This is a genomic window from Labrys sedimenti (assembly GCF_034424805.1).
GTDB lineage: Bacteria > Pseudomonadota > Alphaproteobacteria > Rhizobiales > Labraceae > Labrys > Labrys sedimenti.
Map to the genome: position 1 here is coordinate 933,600 of NZ_JAXOUF010000002.1, position 22,984 is coordinate 956,583.

The window sequence follows — 22,984 nt, forward strand, 5'->3', positions numbered from 1 at the left end:
TGATCATGATCGCACTCGGACGCAACTTCCTCGCCGCCACCCTCGTCTTCCTCTATCTGCCCATCGCGGTGATGGTGGCGATGGCCTTCAACGCCTCGCCTCTCTACACCCTGCCGATCGAGCCAACCTTCCACTGGTTCGGCGTCCTCGCCGAGAACGGCCCTCTGCTCTCTGCCACCTACAACAGCCTGATGATCGCCCTGGCGACCTCGATCATCGCGACCGCTGTGGGCACGCTGGCCTCGCTCGCCCTCAACCGCCGCACCTTTCGGGGACAATCGCTGCTCAAGGTGCTGCTGCTGCCGCCGATCGCCATTCCCTGGCTGATCACCGGCACGGCCATGCTGGTGTTCTTCTTCTGGACGGGCATCGGGCGCGGCCTGCATGCCATGCTGATCGGCCATGTCGCCCTGGCCATCCCCTATGTCGTCCTGATCGTCGGCACCGGCATGCAGACATTGCGGGCCGATCTCGAGGAGGCGGCGATGAGCCTGGGATCGACGCCGGTCCACGCCTTCTTTGCCGTGACGCTGCCTTTGCTGGCGCCGAGCATCATCGCGGCGCTGCTCTTTGCCTTCGCGGTTTCGCTCGACCAGTTCGTGGTCTCCTACTTCCTGGCGACGCCGGGCGTCTCCACTCTGCCGGTCGAGATCTACACCTCGATCCGCAAGGGCTTCACGCCGGAGATCAATGCGATCTCCGCCATCTTCCTCGGCGTCTCGGCCGTTCTCGTGCTGATCTTCGCCCAATTGTCCAATCTGGGAGGCAGTCGTGATCGGCGTTGAAGTCGCTTCGATCAGCAAGGGCTACGGATCCTTGCGGGTGCTCGACAAGGTGAGCACCGCCTTCAAGGCGGGCGAGTTCACCAGCCTGCTCGGCCCTTCGGGTTCCGGCAAGACCACGCTGCTGCGCATCATCGGTGGTTTCGTCGATCCGGACGAGGGACGCATCCTGTTCGGCGGCGAGGACGTCACCGGGGTCGCGCTATGGCAGCGCAAGGTCGGCATGGTGTTCCAGTCCTATGCACTGTTTCCGCATATGAGCGTGTTCGACAACGTCATCTTCGGGCTCAACCGCCAGGGCATCCGCGGCGAGGCCGCGCGCAAGGAGGTGGCTCGCGTGCTTGAGATGGTACATCTCACCGGCTTCGAGCAGCGCAAGCCCAAGCAGCTTTCGGGCGGCCAGCAGCAGCGCGTGGCGCTCGCCCGTGCCATCGTGACCAAGCCGAGGGTTCTCCTGCTGGACGAACCCCTGTCCGCGCTCGACCGGCGCCTGCGCCAGGACATGCAGATCGAACTGCGCCGCATCCAGCGCGAGAGCGGGCTCACCACCATCTTCGTCACCCATGACCAGGAGGAAGCGCTGACCCTCTCCGATACCGTCGCCATCCTCGATGGCGGGCGCATCGTGCAGGAGGGCGCGCCGCTCGACATCTATGAACGCCCGCGCACCCGTTTTGCCGCGTCCTTCCTGGGAGACGCCAATTTCTTCGAGGGCAAAGCGACCGACGCGGGGCTCGAGATCGGAGGTGGCGTCATTCGCACCGCCGATGGGCTTCCCAACTCCGGCAGCAAGGTCACGGCGGCGGTACGGCCCGAGAAGATGCGGCTTCTGGCGCCGGGAGAAAATCCCGGCAGCGATAATGTCTTTGCCACGAGGATACGCGAGATCATCTATGCCGGCGCGGTCTCGACCTTCATTGCCGAAGGACTCGGGGGCGAAGAGATCAAGGTGCTGTCGCAGAACCGGGAGGTCTCGGCGGTCTCGCCCGGGCAGGCCGTCACGCTGGCCTGGTCGCCCGCCAACACCGTCCTGTTGCAGGCCTGACGATGCCGGTCAGCGTCAATATTCCGCTCGATCGCGCCTGGAACAGCTGGTCGTCGCGGCCGGCGGAAATGGTGTTCCTGCCGCTCGGCCTCAGGCTTACCCCGCTTGCCTTCGCGGCGAGCACCGGCAAGGCCTGCCTGTTCGAACCCGGTGATGCCGTCACGCTGGGACGGCACGCGCTCGATGGCTCGCTGGTGGAGCTTCAGCTCTCCCATGCCGGCACCACCCTCGACTGGCGTTATACCAAGCCCGGTCCCTTCAGCCTCACCGGCAGCTGGCAGATGGCCAAGGCCGGCGAATGGGGGTTGCGTTTCTGGGTCAATCTCTGCCTTTCCGCGGACGGTGGCGAGGAGGTTCGTTTCGAGGCGGCCGACGGAGCTCTGATCATCCGTGTCGGGCATCGCTTCGCGGCGCTCGTCAGCGAAGAGCCTCCCGTGCAGGTGACCGGACATGCCTCGCTCGCCGAAGCGGTGCGGGACTACGAAACCCACGGTTATTTCCATACAGGGTCCCGGGCCGAGGCGGCGTCCGTCCTCATGCTGCGCTTCAACCTGGAAATGATGCGGGACAATCGCTTTGCGCTCGCCATTGCCGACCGGCAGGACCTCGCGATCGCCGAGGCGCGAGCTCTGTTGGCGCGGCCCGAGACGGCGCCGCCCCAACCGGATGGCGAGCCCGCCATTGCCCTGGCGGCGCTGCGCGACGTCGTCGCCTGGAATACGGTATGGGACGGCATCAACCAGCGCCCCTATACCGCCATCAGCCGCAACTGGGACCTGGGAAAATTCGGCGGCTTCGGCGTCTGGCTGAACGACCAGTTCTATGCCGCCCTGATGGCCGGCGAGCTCGACGCGGGCCTCGCCCGCGACAATCTTTCCGCCGTGTTTTCGGGGGCGACGCCGCAGGGCAATCTGCCCTGCCTGCTCACCGCCAGCGATGCCTGGGTCGACCGCAGCCAGAGCCCCATCGGCGGTTTCGTGGTCTGGCAGCTTTATCTGCGCCATCGCGCCCGCGACCTGATCGAAAATGCCTATGCCGCACTGGCGCGCAACCATGCCTGGTGGTGGCGGGAGCGCGATCCGGGCGGGACGGGGCTTGCCTCTTTCGGCACCTCGGATGTGGGCGACGGGCTCTACAAGGGCACCCATTTCGGAGCACGCAATGAATCGGCGATGGACAATTCGCCGGTCCACGACGAGGCCAGCTACGACAAGGCCACGCGCACGCTCGATCTCTGGGATGTCGGCCTCAACAGCCTGCTGGCGCTCGATGCCGAGATGCTCGCCCTGATGGCGGCGGAGTTGGGGCGCGAGGAGGAGGCAGCCGCCCATGCCACCCGCGCCGAAGCCACGAAAGCCCTTATTCGCGAGACTTTATGGGACGGCGAGCGCGGCATCTTCGCCAATCGCCGGCGCGGCGGCGGCTTCGTGAAGAGCCTCGCACCGACCAGTTTCTATCCGCTGCTGGCTGGTGCCGCGGCGCCCGGGCAGGCCGACCGGCTCTGCGAGCATCTCGACGATCCCTCGACCTTCGGCGGCGATCCGGTCATTCCCGGTGTCAGCCGTGCGGATCCCGCCTTCGGCGACAATTCCTATTGGCGCGGCCGGATCTGGCCGCCCTTCAACTATCTCGTCTATCACGGCCTGCGCCGCTACGGACTGGACGAGAGGGCTTCGGTCTTGGCCCAGCGCAGCTTTGCGCTGTTTCGTTCCGCCTGGGAGAGCCGGCGTATCTGCCCGGAAAACTACAATGCCGAGACGGGCGAACCGCTCGACCAGCCCGACACCGAGCGCTTCTATAGCTGGGGCGCGCTGATGGCGAAGCTCGGCATCGCCGCCGCGACCGATGTTACGCCCTGGCATGGCTGGGAAATTGCCAATCCAAGTGGGGAAGGCGAGCTGGGACCCTTCGCTAGCCCGCTGGGGCAGGTTCGCCTCCGCGTCTCAAAGGGGGTGCTGAGCCTTGTCCGAGGCGAGCGCACTTTGCTGGACACCGATGTCGCTGGCCGGATCTCCCAGCTTTCGATGGCGGACGGCATGCTGTCATTGCGGCTGCCTCCGATCGAGCGAGCATGCTTCTTGCGCTTCCCGCATCTCCATGCCGGTATGAAGCCCCAGGCGAGCCTCGATGGCGAGGTGGTCGCAACCACGGAGGAGGGCGGTATCCTGGTTCGCCTTCCCATCAGCGCCAAGGCGGCCGATTTTGAGCTGCGGTGGCGTGCGGGCATTAAAGTTGCTCGGGCGCCATGATGGCGCCTCATGCTGCCGAGCTATCCTCCAAAGCCAGGAAGCCGCCGGACTGGCGGCGCCACAGCCTGGCATAGAGGCCGTCGCGTGCGATCAGATCCTCGTGCCGTCCCTGCTCGACGATGCGGCCGCCGTCGAGCACGATGAGGCGATCGAGTTCCGCGATCGTCGAGAGGCGATGGGCAATGGCCAGCACCGTCTTGTCGTGCATCAGGCGGCGGAGCTGGCCCTGGATCGTCGCCTCCACTTCTGAATCGAGGGCGGAGGTCGCTTCGTCGAGCACCAGGACCGGGGCGTTCTTGAGCAGCACCCGGGCAATGGTGATGCGCTGGCGCTGGCCGCCGGAGAGTTTCACGCCGCGTTCGCCCACACGCGATTCGTAGCCGGCGCGGCCATCCTGATCGCCCAGCGTGACGATGAAGTCGTGCGCGGCGGCCTGCCTCGCCGCATCCTCGACGGCATCCTTGTCCGCTTCCGTACGGCCATAGGCGATGTTGTCCTGGATGGAGCGGTGCAGCAGGGAATTGTCCTGCGTCACCACGCCGATCTGCCGGCGCAGGCTGTCCTGGGTGACGCCGGCAATGTCCTGCCCATCGATCAGGATCCGGCCCGACTGGATAGCGTAGAGGCGCAGCAGCAGATTGACCAGCGTCGACTTGCCGGCGCCGGACGGGCCGACGATGCCGACCTTCTCGCCGGGGCGGATGGTGAGCGAGAGATCCGAAAACACCGGATGCGTTCCGCCATAGCCGAAACGGACATGCTCGAAGACGATTTCTCCACGCGGCGCCGAGAGCGTGGCGGCATCGGGAGCGTCGACGAGGTCATGCGGCTTGGCGATGGTCAGCATGCTCTCCTGCACCGCGCCGATATTCTCGAAGACGTCGCGGATCAGATACATCAGCCAGCCGGAGAGCTGGATCAGCCGCAGCACCAGGGTGAGGGCGGCCGCGCCGGCGCCGGCCGTCATGTTGCCCTGGCTCCACAGCACCAGGATCATGCCGGCGATCACCACCAGCAGCAGGCTGTTGAGCACCTGCAGGGCGAAGCTGGCGCCGAGAATCAGGCGCATCAGGTCGAGGAAGCTCTCGTTCCAGCGCTTGAGCGCGTCCCTGACCGCCGAACGTTCGAGATCGGAGCGCGCGAACAGCTTCACGGTGAGGATGTTGGTGTAGGAATCGACGATGCGCCCTGTCGTGGTGGAACGGCCGAGGGAATTGGCTTCCGAGCGCTTCAGGGCCCGCGGCACGAAAAAGGAGAGCAGCGCGGCATAGGCCGCCAGCCAGAGGATGACGGGCAGCACCAGCCAGGCATCGACCGAACCGAAGAAGCCGATGGTCACACCGGCGAAGACCAGCGCATACCAGAGGTCGCCGATGACAGCGATGATGGCCGAGCGGATCGACTGCCCGGCCTGGATCACGCGCGCCGACAGGCGCCCGGCAAAGTCGTTCTGGAAATAGGTGAGCGAATGGCCGAGCGTGTAGATGTGGTTGCGCCAGCGGATCTGGTTGGTGAGCGGCGGCACCACGATCAGATTGGTGACGGCCTGGGTCACGAAGAACAGGACCGGCCGCAGGAACAGCACCACGAACAGGGCGCCGGCGAGAAGCAGGCCGTGGTCGCGCAAGAGGGTCTGCGGCGAGCCCTTGTTGAGCAGGTCCACGAACCAGCCGACCATCAGATAGATGCCGGCCTCCACGCCGCTGAAGGCCAGCTCGATCGCCATGATGGCGGCGAGCCAGCCCTTCACGGGCTTGAGGTGGTGCCACATGAAACGCCATACCCCGGTGGGCGGCGTGTCGTGCTCGTCGAAAGCGGCGAATATATCTATGCGGCTTTCGAGAAATCGGAATAAGCGCGCAAACATCGAAAATATGACCTTGAAACAATGCTGGAATCGCTTGTGGCGACACCAAAGCAGGAGTTTCGGGTCAAATTACGAGTCGCGCCAGCCTTCTTGCCGGAAGAGAGATTGGTGTGCCGACCTTCAGATCGGCATCTTCCTTGCCGATGACCGCGCTGTTTGCAGCTTTCGCTGACGATCGGAAGTGCCGATCTGAAGGTCGGCACACCATATTTCGCGCGTCGGCTTCCCGCGGTGGCTGGGCTCAGTCCACCAGGATGACCCGGAGGTCGTTGACATTGGTGAAGGTCGGGCCGGGCGCGACGAGATCGCCGATGGCCTCGAAGAAGCCGGTCGAGTCGTTGTCGGCGAGATAGGCGGCCGGATCGATCCCTGCCGCACGAGCCCTTGCAAGCGTGGTCTCGTCGACGATGGCGCCGGCCGGATCGGTGGCGAGGCCGCCGCCGCCATCGGTGCCATCCGTATCGGCGGCAAGCGCGCTGATGCCCGTCTCGCCATCGAGGGCGAGGGCCAAGGCAAGGCTGAATTCCTGGTTGGGACCGCCGCGTCCCTTGCCGGTGATGGTCACCGTCAATTCTCCACCGGAGATCAGGGCGGCGCGGCGGCCGGCGGCCTTCAGCGCGCGGGCCTGCCTGGCCTGGTCGGCGGCGACCTGGCGTGCCTCGCCCTCGACATTGGCGCCGAGCACGACCGGTTCATAACCATGTTGCTCGGCGAGGCGGGTGGCTGCGGCAATCATGTCGGAGGGGGTGACGACGATGCGGAACTCGCTCTTGGCAAAGACCGCATCGCCCGGCTTGGGCGTCTCGTTGCCGGCATCCTCGAAGAGGGCCTTGGCTGCACCGAGAGGCGTGTTGAAGCGTTCGGCAATGGCAAGAGCCTGGGCATTGCCGACGGGGTCGGGCACGGTTGGGCCGGAACCGATCACGGCGGGATCATCGCCCGGCACGTCCGAAACGGCGAGAGTGAGCAGGCGCGCGGGATAGGCGGCCTGGGCGAGGCGCCCGCCCTTGATGCGCGACAGGCGTTTGCGCAGGACATTGATCTCGCCGATGGCAGCACCCGAGCGCAGCAAATGACGGGTGATGGCGCGCTTGTCGTCCAGCGTCAGCGCGCCGGCCGGCGCCACCCAATTGGCGGAAGCGCCACCGGAGAGCAGGACCAGGACAAGGTCGTCCTCGCCGGCCGCGGCCGCAAGCGCGAGCGCACGCTCGGCGCCATCGATGCTGCCCTGGTCCGGCACCGGGTGTCCGGCCTCGATCATCGGCAGGGTCTTGAGCGGGCGGCCATAGCCGTGGCGGGCCACGGCGACGCCGTCGATGCGGTCGGCCGGGATACCGAGGGCGGTGTAGTGGGCTTCGGCGATCTCGGCCATGCTACCGGCCGCCTTGCCGGCGGCAAGCAGGATCAGCCGTCCCGAGGCAGGGGGAGGCGGCAGATGCTGCGGCAGGAAGGTTGCCGGATGGGACGCGGCGACCGCCCCCGTGAAAATGGCGTCGAGAGTCTGGCGGCGGGCATCGGCACGGTCAGGCATTGCGTCTTCGGGCTCCCTCGCGGCAGGACGCGGATGAGAAAAACGCGTCGTGCTCCATGCGTGTTCTTTGCACCGGCCCCTGCGGTGCCTGGCGGTAAGGCCAGACGGCAGGCAGCGATGGCTTGCCATGTCCCTTAACCCATGGAGGCGCAGTGAGGCCAGCCCATTGGCGGTAATTTTGGAAAGCGCCGGCGGTCAGGCGGCCGGGCTACCTTTCTCGCGGAAGCGGCGCACACGCATATGGGTGCCGCAGGCCTCTTCCGAGCACCATTGCCGGCGTCCCCCGCGCGAGGTGTCGAGGAACAGCCAGCCGCAATTGATGCCATGGCATTCCCGTACATCCCGGCGATCGTTGCGGCTGGTGAGCAGCTCGGCCGCGGCGAAGGCAATGCGATGAAGGACGGTGTCGAGATCGTTGTCGTCGCGCCAGCCCCATTCGAAAGTGCCGGTGATGAGGCGCAGTTCGCGCTGGCGGTTGGCGTCCTGCAATACGGCATCGAGGCGAGCGGCATCTTCTTCGCTACCCGTTTCGCCCAAGGCTTCTGCCAGGAAGAGATTTCTCAGCGTTACGCGCAGGGTTCGGGCTCGCAACAGGGCCGCTTCCGCTACGGCCGGTTCGGTGTCGGCCCGGTGCAGCAGGCGGACCGAAAGGGCCGAATCGACCAGATCCACGCGCAGGGCCCAGGTGACGAGATCGCCATAGGAGACGAGCAGGTCCGGCCCCCAACGATCGCGCCAGGCATCGACCGTGTTGACGAAGTCCAAGGCCGGATGTCCGCCGACGAGGCGGGCGGCAGCAATGGTCTTGACCTGGCTCATCCCGGCACTTTCCAGCGCTGGCCTTCGAAACTCAAGCGTGCAATGTAACGACTATAATGATATTTAACCGTTACACAAGATTTGCCGAGGTCCCGATATGCCCAGCCGCACCACTTTGCTGTTCCTGGCTCTTTGCGTGATCTGGGGAACCACCTGGATCGGCATCAAGGCCGGCGTGGAGGCGGTGCCGCCCCTGCTGTTCGCCGGCACGCGCTTTACCGCGGCCGGCCTGTTGCTGCTCGGATTCACGGCTTGGCGCGAGGGGCTGCCGCGGCTGGCATGGCGGGACCTGCCGCGTCTCGCTGCCACCAGCCTGCTGATGATCACACTGTGCTACGCGGCGCTGTTCTGGGGTGTGGCGCATGTCGATTCGGGCACGGCGGCCGTGCTCGAAATGTCACTGACGCCTATAGCTTTGATGGCTTTTGCGCTCTGGCTGCGGGAAGAGAGTTTCGACCGGCGGCGTTTCGGTGCCCTGCTTCTCGGCATGGCAGGGCTAGCCATCCTGTTCGGGCCGGCTGCGGTTCGAAACTGGTCTGCAGCGGCGGGCGAGGGCGCGGCATTGCGCCTGGCGGGAGCGGCTGCCGTGTCCTGGGCGGCCGTGGCCTATGGCTGGGGCTCCGTGGTCGCCCGTCCCTTGCTGCGGCTCTACTCCTCGACCGTCGTGGCCGGCACGACCACTCTCTTGGGTGGCGTGCTGCTGCTGGCCCTGTCGCTTGCCGGTGAGCCCGGGGCAATACCCGCCTTGGCAGGCCAATGGGGTTCGGCAGCCTGGGCGGGATGGCTGTTCCTCGTGCTGTTCGGCTCGCTGATCGGCTACACCATCTATATGACGCTTCTCCGGGAGATCGGCGCCACCCGTGCCGGGACCTATGCTTTCGTGTCTCCCATCATCGCCGTGCTGCTCGGCATGATCTGCTTTGGCGAACAGGTCCACCTGCTCGACCTGCTCGGCATGGCGGTGATGCTGGCCGGAGCCGGCCTGGCGATGGCGGAGCCCAAGCCGCGGTTGAAGCCCGCCACCAATTGAGGGCGGAGCCGTTGGTCCCAAGGAAAGAAACGCCTCAAAAATAAAACGTCGGGGCAAGGTGCGATTCGGACCAATCGCACCTTGCCCCGATCAAAAGCCTCGCGGGCATTCTCAGGAAAAATCAGGTGCGCCGATGGTGGCGATAGTGCCGGCGGTGATGATGGCGATGCCGGTAGCCTTCACCACCGTGTTGACGCAGCCAGCGCGGCCCGCGGTGGACGCCGGGCATGCCATACCATTTGCAGCGGGCGGTGCGGGACGGTGCGTTGCAGGTCCGGTCCCTCACGGTCTGTACGAGCGAGGGATTGTCCGGCTGAGACACCGGCATGGCCGATGAGGGAGCGGCGAGGGCGAAGGTGGCGCCCAAGGCGATAGCGGCGGCAATAAGAAATCTCATGGGCCTCTCCTGTCGAAATGAAACGAAAACACGCATTTGATCGAAAACGCTCGATCAAACGCATGGGCAGGGAGAAAGTTCCGTATGGGATGACGATGTATATCGCGGCGGGCGCGCAAATTGATCCATCCGCGCCGCGCCTCAACACTGAGCGACGAATACGGGTCATCAGGAGATGAATGTACGGAGTAGGAATGGTGGGCGCGACAGGGATTGAACCTGTGACCCCTCCCGTGTGAAGGGAGTGCTCTCCCGCTGAGCTACGCGCCCCCGAAGGGAAGCGCCTATTTGGATAAAGCCGGCTGCGCTGTCAAGCCGGTAATCGCATCGATCGCAGAAATCAGTTGATCGAAATGCGAAATGACGCGCGTCGCTCCCAACTGGGTGGCGGGAATGTCGGTGTAGCCGAAATCCACGCAGACCGACGGCAGCCTGGCGCGCAGGGCCGTATCGATATCGGTCTTGCTGTCACCCACCATGATGGCGTGGGCGGGATCGCCGCCGGCGGCCTCGATGGAAAGGGTGAGGTGACGGGGGTCCGGCTTGAACCAGGCGAAGGCGTCGCGCCCGCAGATCGCGCTGAAATAGGGGGTTAGTTTCAGGGCTTCGATCAGGCGTACCGAATGTTCGGTCACCTTGTTGGTGCACACGCCGAGTACCCAGCCCCGCGCCTTCAGCGTCTTCAAGGCCTCTTCGACACCGTCGAAGGCGACCGTCTCATCGGCCAGATGCTCGCCGTAATAATCGAGGAAATCGCGATAGAGCACGTCCATGCGGGCCGGTTCCACCGTCTGGCCGCATTCGGCAAAACCGCGCTCCAGCAGTGCGCGGGCACCGGCGCCCAGCAGGCTCTGCGCTCTCTCGACAGGCAGGGCGGGCAGCCCTTCGCGAGCCAGGATGAAGTTCAGCGTCCCCATCAGGTCGCGGGCACTGTCCACCAGCGTTCCGTCAAGGTCGAAGATCGCTGTCCGCGGCTGCATCATGCTGTTGTTTCCGGCTTGGTCTGGAAAATGCCATGTCTGGGTGGCAAGCGGAGATTCGAAAATTCACGATTCGAGCTAGGATCGTATCGTCTGCGCGAATGTAACCGGGTTCGATCACGCCAGGGCGTGTGACACGACGCCCCAGGCATTCGGGACAATGCGCTCCGCCGAGGAAACGACGAGCCAGTCATCATGAAGCGTTCGCTAGGCCTTGCAGCCCTCCTTCTTGTCGCCGGTCCGGCGCTTGCCGCCGACTATGTCTTCGTGGCGGCCCCGCAAAAGGACCTCAACCGGATCTATCGGGTCGACCGGCTGACCGGCGAGGTGGGGGCCTGCCAATATGGCGTCAAGGAGGACAATACCGGTGTCACCCTTTGTTTTCCGGCCGGTGAAGGGGCTGGGAAGCAGGAGCCCGGAGACTACACGCTGATCGCCTCCAGCCACGAGCGCGAGAGTTCGGTGTTCCGGGTGGAACAGCGTACCGGTACGATGAGCGTGTGCTATGTCTGGAAGGATCAGGTCATCTGCACGCCGCCGGGGAAATAAGCAGAATTCGCAATGGGCCGACGGGAGGGCTCGCCGGGCGAAAGGGGGAGGCCGATTTTCCTTGTGTCTAGCCCCTTGCTTCTCAAACTTAACTGATGCAATCGGCAGCAAAGCCGTTATAACCGCCGCCTGATCCTAGGCAGATTCCTCCTGATCGCGCCCATGACGCGATCAGGAGGAATCTGTAAAAGACCGAACTCCGCTTGGGACGTATCGTCCGATAACCCGAACAGCATAAGGTTGCCATGACCCCTGACGACATGAAGCGCGAAGCAGCCCGAGCCGCGCTCGCCCATGTCGAAAGCGGCATGAGGCTGGGCCTGGGCCATGGCTCGACGGCCAAGCACTTCGTTGACCTGTTGGGCGAGAAGGTGCGTAGCGGCCTCGATGTCATTTGCGTGCCAGCCTCCGAATTCACCCACGACCAGGCCAAGGGCCTGGGCATTCCCCTGACCACGCTCGACGAAACGCCCGAACTCGATCTGGCCGTTGACGGCGCCGACGAGATCGGTCCGGCTCTCGGGTTGATCAAGGGTGGCGGCGGTGCGTTGCTGCGCGAGAAGATCGTCGCAGCGGCGGCGGCTTCGATGCTGGTGATCGCCGATGAATCCAAGGTCGTGCCGATGCTCGGTCGCTTCCCGTTGCCGGTGGAAGTCATTCCCTTCGGCTTCGGTGCGACCCGGGCCGCGGTGGAACGTATTGCCGCGAAACTCGGGCTTTCCGGTGAATTACGCCTGCGTCATCAGCCTGACGGCCTTGTTTTCGTCACGGATGGCGGGCACCACATCCTTGATTGCCACTTTCAACAGATCCCCGATCCCGCTGCCTTGGCGGCGGGCCTATCCACCATTCCCGGTGTCGTCGAACACGGACTGTTTCTCGGATATGCCAAGGGCGCTTACGTCGCCGGCTCTTCGGGAGTCCGCTTCATCGGGCCAGCCTGATTTGTGATGGGAGTTCCATGATGCTTCGTCAACGCCATGTTTGTGGGCAGGTTCGCGTCTTGGCCGCCGCCATGGTCGCCGGACTGCTCGCAAGCGCCGCAGCGCTGCCGGCTTCGGCGCAGAATGCCACGCCGGCGCCAACGGCCGAGGTGCCGACGGGCAACGCCGCCCAGCCCACGCCCGAGCAGCTGGCGACGGCCGTGCAGTTCCTCAAGGCTTCCGGCCTCACCGTCGGTTTCGACGACATCATTCCGCAATATCTGCAGCAGGCCACCACCATCTATACGGGCCAGCGTCCTGAGCTCAGCCAGTTGATCAACGAGGCCGCGATCTCGCTGGTACCCGAATTCATGAAAAAGCGGGTCGAGCTCGATAACAGCCTCGCCAAGTTCTACACCACGCGTTTCAGCGAGGATGAACTCAAGCAGCTGATCACCTTCTACGAGAGCCCGGTCGGCAAGAAGCTGGCCACCCAGCAGCAGATCATCCTGCGCGATTCGATGCCGGTGGTGCAGGGCTGGACGAGGGACCTTCAGGACGGCGTGATGAAGCGGGTACGTGAAGAGGTGGAGAAGAAGGGCGGCAAGCTCGGTCCCTCGCCGACCGACGCCCCCGGGGATGCACCGGCCGCAGCAGACAAGCCCGCTGCACCGGCCCAATAAAATCGAATATCAGCCTTGTTCGGAAGCGGGATTGATCACATCAGTCCCGCTTCTTACGTTTAGACGGGCCGAAGCAAGGCGCATTCGAGCATGAACGCTTCTTTGCTTCGGCTCTTCATTTCGACATATCTTTGCGATTCCAGATGTGTCCGTCTCGTCGCAAGATGCTTTCGCAATCCTCTCCCGGGTGAACGCTTCCGCAGGCCGGGCAATGGCAGTCAGGCTGTACCATGTCGCAATTCGACTATGATCTGTTCGTGATCGGCGCGGGATCCGGCGGGGTGCGCGCCGCCCGTATCGCGGCGTCCCATGGCGCGCGGGTGGCCATCGCCGAGGAGTTCCGGGTCGGTGGCACCTGCGTCATTCGTGGCTGCGTGCCCAAGAAGCTCTATGTGCTGGCCAGCCGTTTCGCCGATGAGTTCCGTGAGGCGGCCGGCTTCGGTTGGACGGTACCCGAGGCCGAATTTTCCTGGCCCAAGCTCGTGGCCGCGAAAGAGGCAGAGATTAGCCGGCTGGAACGGGCTTATTCCGCCAATCTGGAAAAATCATCGGTAGCGACTTTTCCGAGCCGGGCTGTGATCACCGCTCCGCACACCGTGCAACTCGATGGCGGTCGCAGCTTCACCGCCGGCCGGATCCTGATCGCGACCGGGGGAGCGCCGGTCAAGCCGAACGTGCCGGGCGCCGAGCATGCCATCACCTCCAACGAGGTCTTCGACCTGCCGGCCCTGCCGGAGACGATGATCATCGTCGGCGGGGGCTACATTGCAGTCGAGTTCGCCTGCCTCCTGCAACGGCTGGGCGTGAAGGTGACCCTGGTCTATCGCGGCGAGGCGATCCTGCGCGGTTTCGACGACGACGTCCGCCGGGTGTTGACGGAGGCGATGGGCGCGGCTGGCATCGAGATCCTGATCCGCACGGATCTCAAGCGCATCGAGGCGGACAAGGCCGGCGGGCGGCAAGTGACCCTCACCAACGGCCAGACGCGCCATGTCGGCGAGATCATGGTGGCGACCGGGCGCAAGCCCAATACGGCGGGTCTCGGTCTGGAAACGGTCGGGGTGGAGATCAACACTGCCGGTGCTATCGCGGTCGACGACCAGTCGCGCACCACGGCGCCCGGGATCTGGGCGGTGGGCGATGTCACCAATCGCATCAATCTTACTCCCGTCGCCATTCGCGAAGGCCATGCCTTTGCCGATACCGTCTTCGGCAACAAGCCTTGGCTCGCCGATCATCGCCTCGTGCCGACGGCCGTGTTCTCGACCCCGGAGATCGGCACCGTCGGATTGAGCGAGGAAGAAGCGCGCGCCGAATGCGGCGGCGGCGTCAACATCTTCCAGACCTCGTTCCGCGCCATGAAGGCCACTCTGTCGGGCAGCGGCGATCGCGTGTTTATGAAACTCGTGGTCGACAAGGTGAGCGACAAGGTCCTCGGTGTGCATATTATCGGCGAAGGGGCGGCCGAAATGGCGCAATTGCTGGCGATCAGCGTCAAGATGGGCGCGACAAAGGCCGATTTCGATGCCACCATGCCGTTGCATCCAAGCGCGGCCGAGGAATTGGTGACGATGCGCACCCCCGTCCGCTAAGCCGGCCTTTACCAACCCGGTTGCAGAGTGCGCGCCGTTCGATAGCGGCGATTCCCCCGCTTGGATTTTCAGCCGCTACGCATCAGAGGGCGGCAGGGCAGGGGGTTCGGGGAGGGCATGATGCGGGCTCCTGTGGTGATTTTCGGCGCGATGGCCGCCGGCATGATCGTGCTGGCGAACGCGGCTTGGGCGCTCAATCTCACCCCGCCTCATGGGCGGCATGTTCCCCCCTTGCGCGCCGCGCCGGCCCAGCCGCAGACGGAAGAAGCCGTCACCGATTGCGATCGCCTGGCGGCCAGTCCTGAGGACAGTCAGAAAGTCGTGGATGGCGTCGCCATGGAGGCGCTTGACGGCACGCTGGCTCTGGCACGCTGCCAGGAAGCCGCCGGCCGCTATCCTGCCGTTGCTCGCTTTCAGTTCCAGCTCGGGCGGGCCGAGGAAAAGCTCGGCAATGACGTGGCTGCGCTCGATGCCTATCGCAAGGCAGCCGATCTCGGCAGCCTGATCGCGGCCTTCTCGGCCGGGGTGCGGGAACGCGACGGTGTCGGCATTCCGAGCAATGACGCTGAGGCGAACCGCCTGTTCAAGCTATGCGCGGACAAGGGCGACGCCGATTGCCTCAACTCCCTGGCCTATCAATATCAGGTCGGGCGCGGCGTAAAGGTCGATCCGGCCGAGGCGCTGGCGCTCTACAAGAAGGCGGCGGAGGCGGGGCTGGCCGCCGCCAATGTCAATCTCGGCTTTCTCTATCGGGATGGCGAGGGTGTTACCCAGGATTTCGCGGAAGCAGCCCGGCAGTTCCAGGAGGCGGCCGACAAGGGCGATCCGGCGGGAGCCCGCAACCTTGCTCTGGCCTATCAGAGCGGGCAGGGTGTGCCGAAAGATGGCGCCAAGGCGGTCGCCCTGTTCCAGGCTGCCGCCGATCAGGGCGACGACGATGCGCTGGTGAAGATCGCCTATGCCTATCTCAGCGGCGACGGCGTGCCAAAGGATGAGGCCAAGTCGGTCACCTATTATCGCCTCGCTGCCGATCGCGGCAACACCGACGGCATGGCGGGGCTCGCCTTTGCCTATGCCAATGGCACCGGCATTCCGGCCGACGGCAAGGCGGCGGCCCTGTGGCTGATGCGGGCGCTCGCGGCCGGCAACGAATACAGCTTCAACCAGCTCACCGACCATTGGGGAGCCTGGAGCCTGGATACCCGCATGGAGGTACAGTCGATCCTGGTCGACCGTGGCCTCTACAGCGGCAAGACCAAGGGTACGCTCAATCGGGAGACCCTGAAGGCGCTCAAGATCCTCGCCGGACGGGAGAATTGAAGATCCGGCATTCAGCCGTCTCTCCATTCGACAACACGTTTCCAGGCGGCGGCCGAAAGCCTGCGATCCCGCCAAAACGGTCCCAACCTGCCCGAGGATTTCGTAAACGAGACTGAAAACCACGGCTTTACGCTGGTTTTCTATTTGCCGGACGCGTATAGAACCGGCCTTCGCCGGAAAACGCCGGCCTCGTGAAAGTATCATAGTCGTGCAGGGCGGCTATAGCCGGTTCGCCCTGAGAACAGGAAGTATACTCATGTCCGAGCGTTGGACACCGCAGAGCTGGCGTTCCAGGCCGATCCAGCAGTCGCCCGTCTATCCCGACGAAAAGGCTCTCAACGACGTCGAGGCGACGCTCGCGACCTTCCCGCCGCTCGTTTTTGCCGGTGAAGCGCGCAAGCTCAAGCGCCAGCTCGCCAAGGTCGCAGCCGGAGAGGCTTTCCTTCTGCAAGGGGGCGATTGCGCCGAGAGCTTTGCCGAGCATGGCGCCGACAATATCCGCGACTTCTTCCGCGTCTTCCTGCAGATGGCCGTGGTGCTCACCTTCGCCGGCTCATCGCCGGTGGTGAAGGTCGGCCGCATCGCCGGCCAGTTCGCCAAGCCGCGTTCGGCGCCCACCGAGAAGGTCGGCGAGATCGAGCTGCCGGTCTATCGCGGCGACATCGTCAACGGCACTGAGTTCACGGCAGATGCCCGCATTCCCGATCCGCGCCGCCAGCTCGAAGCCTATCGCCAGTCGGCGGCGACGCTGAACCTGCTGCGCGCCTTCGCCACCGGCGGCTATGCCAATCTCGCCCATGTGCACCAGTGGATGCTCGGCTTCGTCAAGGACTCGCCGCAGAGCTCGAAGTACCAGGCGCTGGCCGAGCGTATTACCGAGACGCTCGACTTCATGCGGGCCTGCGGCATCGATCCGGAGCTGCATCCGGAGATGCGCATCACCGATTTCTACACCAGCCACGAAGCCCTGCTGCTCGGCTATGAGCAGGCGATGACCCGCATCGACTCCACCTCGGGCGATCCCTATGCCACCTCGGGCCACTTCGTCTGGATCGGTGACCGCACGCGCCAGCTCGACCATGCCCATGTCGAGTTCTTCCGCGGCGTCAAGAACCCGATCGGCCTGAAATGCGGCCCCTCGCTCAAGTCCGACGAACTGATCAGGCTGATCGACATCCTCAACCCCGAGAACGAGCCGGGCCGCCTCACCCTGATCGCACGCTTCGGCCATGACAAGGTCGAGCAGCATCTGCCTGAACTCATCCGCGCCGTGAAGCGCGAGGGTCGTTCGGTGGTGTGGTCGTGCGATCCCATGCACGGCAACACCGTGAAGGCGACGAACGGCTACAAGACCCGGCCGTTCGACCAGATCACCGGCGAGATCAAGAGCTTCTTCGCCGTGCACCAGGCCGAGGGCACCTATGCCGGCGGCCTGCATCTGGAGATGACCGGCAAGAACGTCACCGAATGCACGGGTGGCGCCCGCGCGGTGAGCGAGGCCGACCTCGCCGACCGCTACCACACCCATTGCGATCCGCGCCTCAATGCCGAGCAGGCCATCGAGGTCGCCTTCATGGTGGCGGATCTGGTCAAGAAGGAACGTTCCGGCCAGGTCAAGCCGAGCATCATCGCGGCGGAGTGACGGCGCACGTCGTTATTCCCTCTCGACCGGACGATCAATATGTGAAGAGGCGGGTCCATTGGCCCGCCTCTTGGCTTTTCTGCCCTTCGTCGACGGGATTGCGCTGACTTTCCTCCGATCCTGCATCTTTCGACGATTTGCGCATCACATCCACGCGGCAAGGTTGCCCGAGCAACCAACGCAGTCCGTGGATCCCAATGCTTTCCCGACGCCATTTTCTGCTCAAGGCCGGTCTCGCCACGCCGCTCATCTCCGGCGGTTATGCCTTCGGCGTCGAGCCGCAGCGTCTCGTGGTGACACATTACCGAATTTCCCCGGACAATTGGTCCGCGGGGCCGACGCTGCGCATCGCCGTGCTCGCCGACATCCACGCCATCAATCCCTGGATGAGCCCCGCCCATATCGAGCGGATCGCGCACGGCACCAACGCCCTCGAGCCCGACGTCGTGCTGCTGGCCGGCGACTACGAGGCCAGCATGCCGCTCTATGGTGTCGGCTCCTATGTCTCGATGGAGGATTGCGCCAGAGCGCTCTCGCTGCTTCGCGCTCCCCTGGGCGTGCATGCCGTGCTCGGCAATCACGATCTGGGACGGCGTGGCAAGGGTGGCGACAATGTCCGGCGCGCCTTCGCCGCGCATGGCATTCCCGTCATGGAAAACCAGGCCCTGCGGTTGTCCTGGGGCGGCAGGCCCTTCTGGTTGCTCGGCCTCGGTGATCAATGGGGCGGACGGGGCGGGGCCGGCCTCGATGATCTGCCGGGCACGCTTGCTAGAGTGAGCGACGAGGCGCCCGCAATCCTGCTGGCCCATGAACCCGACATCTTCGCCGCCCTGCCGAAACATGATCGCCAGCGTCGCATCGCCCTTACCATCAGTGGCCACACCCATGGCGGGCAAGTCCGCATCCCCTTCTACGGCCCCAGGGGCATCCCGTCTCGCTATGGCCGGCGTTTCGCCTATGGCCATATCGTCGAGGACGATCGCCATCTCGTCGTCTCGGGCGGCCTCGGCATGACCGGCGTGCCGGTGCGTTTCGGCGTGCCGCCGGAGATCGTGATGATCACGCTGGGCAGTGCCGACCGAGCCATGAGCTAGGGGCGACGGGGTCACGAACGATGACGACAAGGCGAAAGACGCGAGCCGAAACCCGATTGTCCCTGAAAGCGAGGGCGATCATCGTGGTGATATTATGCTGTGCCGGCGTCTATATGTGCCGCAATCCGACGCCCGCCGATGTACGCGCCCTGGTCCCGGCCATGTTCAAGCTGGGCCCGCCGGTGGCCTTCATCGCCGGTGTCGACTGCTTCTTCGCCGAATTCGAGGTCCTAGAGGAGCCTTCCGTTGATCCCGACGACAGACGGAAAGCCGGCGACAGGCTCAGCAAGCTCCTGCCCTTCGAGCGAAGACCGCCAGACTATCAAGGACTGCATCTGCAAAGGGGAGACTACCTGATTTTCACCGGTGCATCTTTGGTCGGTGTGGTGAATAGGCTGAACAATCTCGACATAATGTCGGATGCCATCGCCGAGATGTTCTGGAGCGTAAAGGGCTGTCTATCACGGTACGACGATCAGCATGGAACGAATAAAACCAGTGAATTCAGAGATTTGTTTCTGGATGATGGTGTTATGCTTTTGCTTCTCCGACCCCGCGGTTGGCGCGGTTGGCATGTCGCGCCCGCCATCTACAAGGATCGTAGGCTGAGGGTTTTCGGGTTCGGAGTTTAGCAAATCGCGCCTGACACACGCACGGCGATTGCGCTTTCTTTCCATCGCTCCTGCATATCGTTGCTGCCGCAGCGCCACAAAGATGCGCGAAGATCCTTTCGTTCGTTGAAATACCTCACGGTTCCGCATGCTCTCCAGACGCAATTTCCTTCTCAAGGCCGGCCTTGCCACGCCCCTCCTGTTCGGCGGCTACGCCTTCGGGGTCGAGCCAAGACGGTTGCTGGCGACGCAGTACCAAGTCGCACCGCCCCAATGGAGAAGCGGCCCGACGCTGCGCATTGCCGTGCTTGCCGACATCCATGCCATCAATCCCTGGATGACGCCTGCCCATATCGAGCGGATCGCCCACACCACTAATGCCCTCAAACCCGACATCGTGTTGCTGGCGGGCGACTACGAGGCCGGCATGGGCCGCTTCGGCGTCGGTTCCTTCGTGCCGATGTCGGAATGCGGCAGGGCACTTTCCATCCTGCGCGCGCCGCTCGGCGTGCATGCCGTGCTCGGCAATCACGATATCGGTTGGCATGACGGCGACAATGTCCGCCGTGCCTTCAAGGCCCATGGCATCCATGTGATGGAGAATGCGGCGCTGCGGCTCGTCAAGGACGGCCAGCCTTTCTGGCTGCTCGGCCTCGGCGACGGCAATTACGGCCTCGACGATCTGCCGGGCACGCTCGCCAAGGTGGGCGACACCGCTCCGGCGATCCTGCTGGCGCATGAGCCGGACATCTTCGTCGACGTGCCCGATCGGATCGCCCTGACGGTCTGTGGCCATACGCATGGCGGGCAGGTGGTGCTGCCCGGCATCGGGGTGATTCATGTGCCCTCGCGTTACGGCAGCCGCTTTGCCTATGGCCATATCGTCGAGGGGGATCGCCACCTCGTCGTCTCGGGCGGCCTTGGCATGACGGGGCTGCCGGTGCGCTTCGGCGTGCCGCCCGAGATCGTGCTGATCACCCTGGGGGCAGGGGCGCCGCCGACGGTCTAATCCGTTTGCACTTCGGTGAAAGTTGTGAAACACAACGAACTCGTCAGACAAATGGGGCGGGTTCGAATGGCCATGACTTACGACACCATCATCGTTGGCGGCGGCTCGTCGGGCTGTGTCACCGCCATGCGGCTCGTGCGCGACCTCGGCCAGCGCGTATTGATGCTGGAAGCCGGCCCGGCGCGCATGAATCCGATCATGCATATGCCGGCCGGCTACATGAAATATCTGGCTAAGGACACCTATCTCACCATGCACAGGATGGAGCGCCAGCCCCAGCTCGACGGGCGCGCCACCATCGTGCCGCAGGGACGGGTGCTGGGCGGTGGCTCCTCGGTCAATGCCATGGTCTATATGCGCGGCCAACCGGCCGACTACGACAATTGGGCCGAGAACTACGGGGCGGAGGGCTGGCGCTATGCCGATATCCTCCCCCATTTCATTGCAATGGAAGGCAATGCCGACCTCGACACGCCCGTGCATGGTACCACCGGCCCGCTCAAGGTCACGAGGCCGCTCCATACCTGCGAGATGACGAGGGCCTTCCTTCAGGCGCTGCCGTCCCTGGGTGAGCCGCTCAATCCCGACTTCAATTCCGGACGCCAACGCGGCGTCGGCCTGATGCAGGGCACCATGGATCCGGTGACGAAGCGCCGCTGCTCGGCCGTGGATGCCTTTCTGCCGCTGGTGCGCGACGACGAACGCTTGACCATCACCACCGAAGCGATCGTGACGCGCCTCATCATCGAAGGTATCAGCTGCACGGGTGTCGAGTATGTGGAAGGCGGCCGGACCCACAGGGCATCCGCCGCAACGGTGATCCTAGCCGCCGGGACCTACGTCACGCCCAAGCTCCTGATGCTGTCGGGCATCGGCCCGGCCGACCATCTCCTGCGCCATGGCATCAAGCCCCGGGTGGATCTGCCGGGTGTGGGAGAGAACCTGCAGGATCATTGCGAGGTGCCCGTGATTGCCGCCTCCAACGGCCGCTATGGCTATTTCGGCCAGGACAAGGGCTGGAACATGATCCGCAATGGGCTCGATTATCTCCTGCGCAAGCAGGGCCCGGTAACCACCACGGGTGTGGAAGCCTGCGTCTTCACCAATCCCGACGACCGCGAGGCCGACGCTTCGCTGAAGATCTATTGTGTACCGACCGTCTATCTCGACCGCGACATCACAGACGTCACCGCCTGTGACGGCGTCACCTTCACCACCTGCCTGCTCCGGCCGAAATCGCGGGGAACGGTGAGGCTGCGCTCGGCCGATCCGCTCGAGCCGCCGGTTGTCGATGGCGGCTTCCTCAAGCATTCCGAGGATATCAGGCTGATGATTGCGGGCCTGCGTTTTGCCCGTTCCTTCCTTGACGCCTCGCCGATCAGGGAGAAGATCTCCCACGAGATGCTGCCGGGTGCCGACAAAGTTTCCGATGCCGATCTGCACGCCCATTGCAAGCGCATGGTCAAGACCAACTATCACCCGGTCGGTACGGCGCGCATGGGACGGGACGATGATCCGATGGCGGTGCTCGATTCCCAGCTGCGCGTTCGCGGCATCGAGGGCCTGCGCGTGTTCGACTGTTCGGTGATGCCCGAGATCGTCAGCGCCAACACCAATGCCCCGGTGATGGCCATCGCCCATCGCGCCGTGGAGTGGCTGAAGATGGGCTGAGCAACTCGGCAAGGGGTGCTTGCCGGGGCTGTCACATAACTGAAATATTCCTGCACTACGGGCTTCATCAAAGCATGGGCCTATGGCGCCCGAAACGGGTTCGGTTGATCGAGCCACCCTTCGCGCAAGGAGTATTCGCATGACCACGCCAGCCGATAGCAGGCCCAATCTCGACCGCATCCGGCAGGAGATCGCCGATGGCTATGACGAGGAACTGGAACTGGAGCTGGAGGAGGCGCGCCTCGACCGCATCCTCGGGGACACGCCCGAACTGGAGGAGCGCGACACGCTCGATCGCAAGATCTATTTCCGCGAGCTCTTCCGCCTGCAGCACGAACTGGTCGAGCTGCAGGACTGGATCCAGCATCACAAGTTGCGGGTCGTCGTGCTGTTCGAGGGGCGTGATTCCGCCGGCAAGGGCGGCGTGATCAAGCGCATCACCCAGCGCCTCAACCCGCGCATCTGCCGTGTCGCCGCCTTGCCGGCGCCCAATGAGCGCGAGCGCACGCAATGGTATTTCCAGCGCTATGTCGCCCATCTGCCGGCCGGCGGCGAAATGGTGCTGTTCGACCGCAGCTGGTACAACCGGGCAGGCGTCGAGCATGTCATGGGCTTCTGCAACGATGCCGAATATGAGGAGTTCTTCCGCTCCGCGCCCGAATTCGAGCGCATGCTGGTGCGTTCGGGCATCATCCTGTTGAAATACTGGTTCTCGATCACCGATGAGGAGCAGGAATTCCGCTTCAACATGCGCATCCAGGATCCGCTCAAGCAGTGGAAGCTGAGCCCGATGGACGTCGAATCCCGGCGGCGCTGGGAAGACTATACAAGGGCCAAGGAAGTGATGCTTGAGCGCACCCACATTCCCGAAGCGCCCTGGTGGGTGGTCGAGGCGGTGGACAAGAAGCGCGCGCGCCTCAACTGCATCAGCCATCTGCTCGGCCAGATCCCCTATGGCCAGGTCGAGCATCCGTCGGTGATCCTGCCCGATCGCGAGCGCCACGAGGACTATGTGCGCCATCCCGTGCCGTCGGAAATGTATGTGCCGAAAACGTACTGAGAAGTCGGGAGGCGGGTCTTCGAACCCGCCTTTTCCCTGCCGGAGGGCGCATCGCTGCTAGGCCGGTTTGAAGACCAGTCCCTGAATGCCCCCATCTACTTTCGGCATGATCTCATCATTTGAAGCGCGG

20 protein-coding genes and 1 tRNA gene are annotated in these 22,984 nt (G+C 64.3%); 15 read left to right on the top strand and 6 right to left on the bottom strand.

Annotated features, from left to right (window positions below; genetic code table 11):
* Nucleotides 1–5 precede the first annotated feature (5 nt).
* From U1R88_RS10755 to U1R88_RS10765, 3 genes are read left to right on the top strand one after another with little or no spacing between them, the layout of a single operon-like run.
* Nucleotides 6–785, top strand: coding sequence for an ABC transporter permease (locus tag U1R88_RS10755; protein ID WP_322431212.1), 780 nt, complete (start codon nt 6–8; stop codon nt 783–785).
* Nucleotides 772–1,827 carry an ABC transporter ATP-binding protein gene (locus U1R88_RS10760; RefSeq protein WP_322431213.1) on the top strand — a complete coding sequence of 352 codons (1,056 nt, stop codon included), beginning with the start codon at nt 772–774 and terminating at the stop codon, nt 1,825–1,827. Before U1R88_RS10755 ends, U1R88_RS10760 begins: the two co-directional genes overlap by 14 nt.
* Before the next feature lie 2 nt (nt 1,828–1,829).
* Nucleotides 1,830–4,076: an MGH1-like glycoside hydrolase domain-containing protein gene (locus U1R88_RS10765; RefSeq protein ID WP_322431214.1), complete on the top strand. Its 2,247-nt coding sequence runs from the start codon at nt 1,830–1,832 to the stop codon at nt 4,074–4,076.
* A 7-nt stretch (nt 4,077–4,083) separates the two neighbouring features.
* On the opposite strand, the gene U1R88_RS10770 is transcribed toward U1R88_RS10765, so the two are convergent.
* The 3 genes from U1R88_RS10770 to U1R88_RS10780 all read right to left on the bottom strand — a co-directional run bounded on the left by U1R88_RS10770 (nt 4,084) and on the right by U1R88_RS10780 (nt 8,293).
* Complete coding sequence (locus tag U1R88_RS10770) at nt 4,084–5,943, bottom strand: ABC transporter ATP-binding protein (protein ID WP_322431215.1); 1,860 nt, start codon at nt 5,941–5,943, stop codon at nt 4,084–4,086.
* A 241-nt stretch (nt 5,944–6,184) separates the two neighbouring features.
* Nucleotides 6,185–7,474 carry a glycerate kinase type-2 family protein gene (locus tag U1R88_RS10775; protein ID WP_322431216.1) on the bottom strand — a complete coding sequence of 430 codons (1,290 nt, stop codon included), beginning with the start codon at nt 7,472–7,474 and terminating at the stop codon, nt 6,185–6,187.
* A 195-nt stretch (nt 7,475–7,669) separates the two neighbouring features.
* Nucleotides 7,670–8,293, bottom strand: a complete 624-nt coding sequence (locus tag U1R88_RS10780) for a CGNR zinc finger domain-containing protein (protein WP_322431217.1) — start codon at nt 8,291–8,293, stop codon at nt 7,670–7,672.
* 97 nt (nt 8,294–8,390) lie between these two features.
* On the opposite strand from U1R88_RS10780, the gene U1R88_RS10785 reads away from it, so the two are divergent.
* Entirely contained in the window at nt 8,391–9,323 is a 933-nt protein-coding gene (locus U1R88_RS10785) for a DMT family transporter (RefSeq protein WP_322431218.1), read from the top strand.
* 121 nt (nt 9,324–9,444) lie between these two features.
* Here the strand turns inward: U1R88_RS10785 and U1R88_RS10790 are convergent, their stop codons facing one another.
* From U1R88_RS10790 to U1R88_RS10800, 3 genes are all read right to left on the bottom strand, one after another.
* The gene (locus U1R88_RS10790; RefSeq protein WP_156771493.1) at nt 9,445–9,720 is read right to left on the bottom strand and encodes a hypothetical protein; all 276 of its coding nucleotides are present in this window, start codon (nt 9,718–9,720) and stop codon (nt 9,445–9,447) included.
* Nucleotides 9,721–9,915: 195 nt separating this feature from the next.
* Nucleotides 9,916–9,990, bottom strand: a tRNA-Val gene (locus tag U1R88_RS10795).
* A 14-nt stretch (nt 9,991–10,004) separates the two neighbouring features.
* Nucleotides 10,005–10,703 carry an HAD family hydrolase gene (locus U1R88_RS10800; protein ID WP_322431219.1) on the bottom strand — a complete coding sequence of 233 codons (699 nt, stop codon included), beginning with the start codon at nt 10,701–10,703 and terminating at the stop codon, nt 10,005–10,007.
* A gap of 192 nt (nt 10,704–10,895) precedes the next feature.
* Here U1R88_RS10800 and U1R88_RS10805 point away from each other — a divergent pair, with 192 nt between their 5' ends.
* From U1R88_RS10805 to ppk2, 11 genes are all read left to right on the top strand, one after another.
* Nucleotides 10,896–11,249 (top strand): hypothetical protein, encoded by a 354-nt coding sequence (locus U1R88_RS10805; RefSeq protein ID WP_322431220.1) that lies wholly within the window; start codon nt 10,896–10,898, stop codon nt 11,247–11,249.
* 245 nt (nt 11,250–11,494) lie between these two features.
* A complete protein-coding gene (gene rpiA, locus U1R88_RS10810; RefSeq protein ID WP_322431221.1) occupies nt 11,495–12,193 on the top strand; it encodes a ribose-5-phosphate isomerase RpiA in 699 nt (232 codons plus the stop codon).
* 17 nt (nt 12,194–12,210) lie between these two features.
* Nucleotides 12,211–12,855 (top strand): DUF2059 domain-containing protein, encoded by a 645-nt coding sequence (locus U1R88_RS10815; protein ID WP_322431222.1) that lies wholly within the window; start codon nt 12,211–12,213, stop codon nt 12,853–12,855.
* 230 nt (nt 12,856–13,085) lie between these two features.
* Complete coding sequence (gene gor / locus U1R88_RS10820) at nt 13,086–14,447, top strand: glutathione-disulfide reductase (RefSeq protein ID WP_322431223.1); 1,362 nt, start codon at nt 13,086–13,088, stop codon at nt 14,445–14,447.
* 117 nt (nt 14,448–14,564) lie between these two features.
* On the top strand, nt 14,565–15,767 hold the full coding sequence (locus U1R88_RS10825) for a tetratricopeptide repeat protein (RefSeq protein ID WP_322431224.1): 1,203 nt from the start codon (nt 14,565–14,567) through the stop codon (nt 15,765–15,767).
* A 256-nt stretch (nt 15,768–16,023) separates the two neighbouring features.
* Nucleotides 16,024–17,409, top strand: coding sequence for a class II 3-deoxy-7-phosphoheptulonate synthase (locus tag U1R88_RS10830; RefSeq protein WP_322431225.1), 1,386 nt, complete (start codon nt 16,024–16,026; stop codon nt 17,407–17,409).
* A 197-nt stretch (nt 17,410–17,606) separates the two neighbouring features.
* Nucleotides 17,607–18,503 carry a metallophosphoesterase gene (locus U1R88_RS10835; protein WP_322431226.1) on the top strand — a complete coding sequence of 299 codons (897 nt, stop codon included), beginning with the start codon at nt 17,607–17,609 and terminating at the stop codon, nt 18,501–18,503.
* A 56-nt stretch (nt 18,504–18,559) separates the two neighbouring features.
* A complete protein-coding gene (locus tag U1R88_RS10840; RefSeq protein WP_322431227.1) occupies nt 18,560–19,135 on the top strand; it encodes a hypothetical protein in 576 nt (191 codons plus the stop codon).
* A 127-nt stretch (nt 19,136–19,262) separates the two neighbouring features.
* The gene (locus U1R88_RS10845) at nt 19,263–20,123 is read left to right on the top strand and encodes a metallophosphoesterase (protein ID WP_322431228.1); all 861 of its coding nucleotides are present in this window, start codon (nt 19,263–19,265) and stop codon (nt 20,121–20,123) included.
* A gap of 66 nt (nt 20,124–20,189) precedes the next feature.
* The gene (locus U1R88_RS10850; protein WP_322431229.1) at nt 20,190–21,794 is read left to right on the top strand and encodes a GMC family oxidoreductase; all 1,605 of its coding nucleotides are present in this window, start codon (nt 20,190–20,192) and stop codon (nt 21,792–21,794) included.
* Between the two features lie 139 nt (nt 21,795–21,933).
* Entirely contained in the window at nt 21,934–22,854 is a 921-nt protein-coding gene (gene ppk2, locus U1R88_RS10855; protein WP_322431230.1) for a polyphosphate kinase 2, read from the top strand.
* The last annotated feature ends 130 nt before the right edge of the window (nt 22,855–22,984 follow it).

What these genes read in the sequence shown, in the direction of transcription:
- U1R88_RS10755 (WP_322431212.1), top strand. Translation starts at nt 6, where the DNA reads ATGATCGCACTCGGACGCAACTTCCTCGCCGCCACCCTCGTCTTCCTC.
- U1R88_RS10765 (WP_322431214.1), top strand. Translation starts at nt 1,830, where the DNA reads ATGCCGGTCAGCGTCAATATTCCGCTCGATCGCGCCTGGAACAGCTGG.
- U1R88_RS10770 (WP_322431215.1), bottom strand. Translation starts at nt 5,943, where the DNA reads ATGTTTGCGCGCTTATTCCGATTTCTCGAAAGCCGCATAGATATATTC.
- U1R88_RS10775 (WP_322431216.1), bottom strand. Translation starts at nt 7,474, where the DNA reads ATGCCTGACCGTGCCGATGCCCGCCGCCAGACTCTCGACGCCATTTTC.
- U1R88_RS10780 (WP_322431217.1), bottom strand. Translation starts at nt 8,293, where the DNA reads ATGAGCCAGGTCAAGACCATTGCTGCCGCCCGCCTCGTCGGCGGACAT.
- U1R88_RS10785 (WP_322431218.1), top strand. Translation starts at nt 8,391, where the DNA reads ATGCCCAGCCGCACCACTTTGCTGTTCCTGGCTCTTTGCGTGATCTGG.
- U1R88_RS10790 (WP_156771493.1), bottom strand. Translation starts at nt 9,720, where the DNA reads ATGAGATTTCTTATTGCCGCCGCTATCGCCTTGGGCGCCACCTTCGCC.
- U1R88_RS10800 (WP_322431219.1), bottom strand. Translation starts at nt 10,703, where the DNA reads ATGATGCAGCCGCGGACAGCGATCTTCGACCTTGACGGAACGCTGGTG.
- U1R88_RS10805 (WP_322431220.1), top strand. Translation starts at nt 10,896, where the DNA reads ATGAAGCGTTCGCTAGGCCTTGCAGCCCTCCTTCTTGTCGCCGGTCCG.
- rpiA (WP_322431221.1), top strand. Translation starts at nt 11,495, where the DNA reads ATGACCCCTGACGACATGAAGCGCGAAGCAGCCCGAGCCGCGCTCGCC.
- U1R88_RS10815 (WP_322431222.1), top strand. Translation starts at nt 12,211, where the DNA reads ATGATGCTTCGTCAACGCCATGTTTGTGGGCAGGTTCGCGTCTTGGCC.
- gor (WP_322431223.1), top strand. Translation starts at nt 13,086, where the DNA reads ATGTCGCAATTCGACTATGATCTGTTCGTGATCGGCGCGGGATCCGGC.
- U1R88_RS10825 (WP_322431224.1), top strand. Translation starts at nt 14,565, where the DNA reads ATGATGCGGGCTCCTGTGGTGATTTTCGGCGCGATGGCCGCCGGCATG.
- U1R88_RS10830 (WP_322431225.1), top strand. Translation starts at nt 16,024, where the DNA reads ATGTCCGAGCGTTGGACACCGCAGAGCTGGCGTTCCAGGCCGATCCAG.
- U1R88_RS10835 (WP_322431226.1), top strand. Translation starts at nt 17,607, where the DNA reads ATGCTTTCCCGACGCCATTTTCTGCTCAAGGCCGGTCTCGCCACGCCG.
- U1R88_RS10845 (WP_322431228.1), top strand. Translation starts at nt 19,263, where the DNA reads ATGCTCTCCAGACGCAATTTCCTTCTCAAGGCCGGCCTTGCCACGCCC.
- U1R88_RS10850 (WP_322431229.1), top strand. Translation starts at nt 20,190, where the DNA reads ATGGCCATGACTTACGACACCATCATCGTTGGCGGCGGCTCGTCGGGC.
- ppk2 (WP_322431230.1), top strand. Translation starts at nt 21,934, where the DNA reads ATGACCACGCCAGCCGATAGCAGGCCCAATCTCGACCGCATCCGGCAG.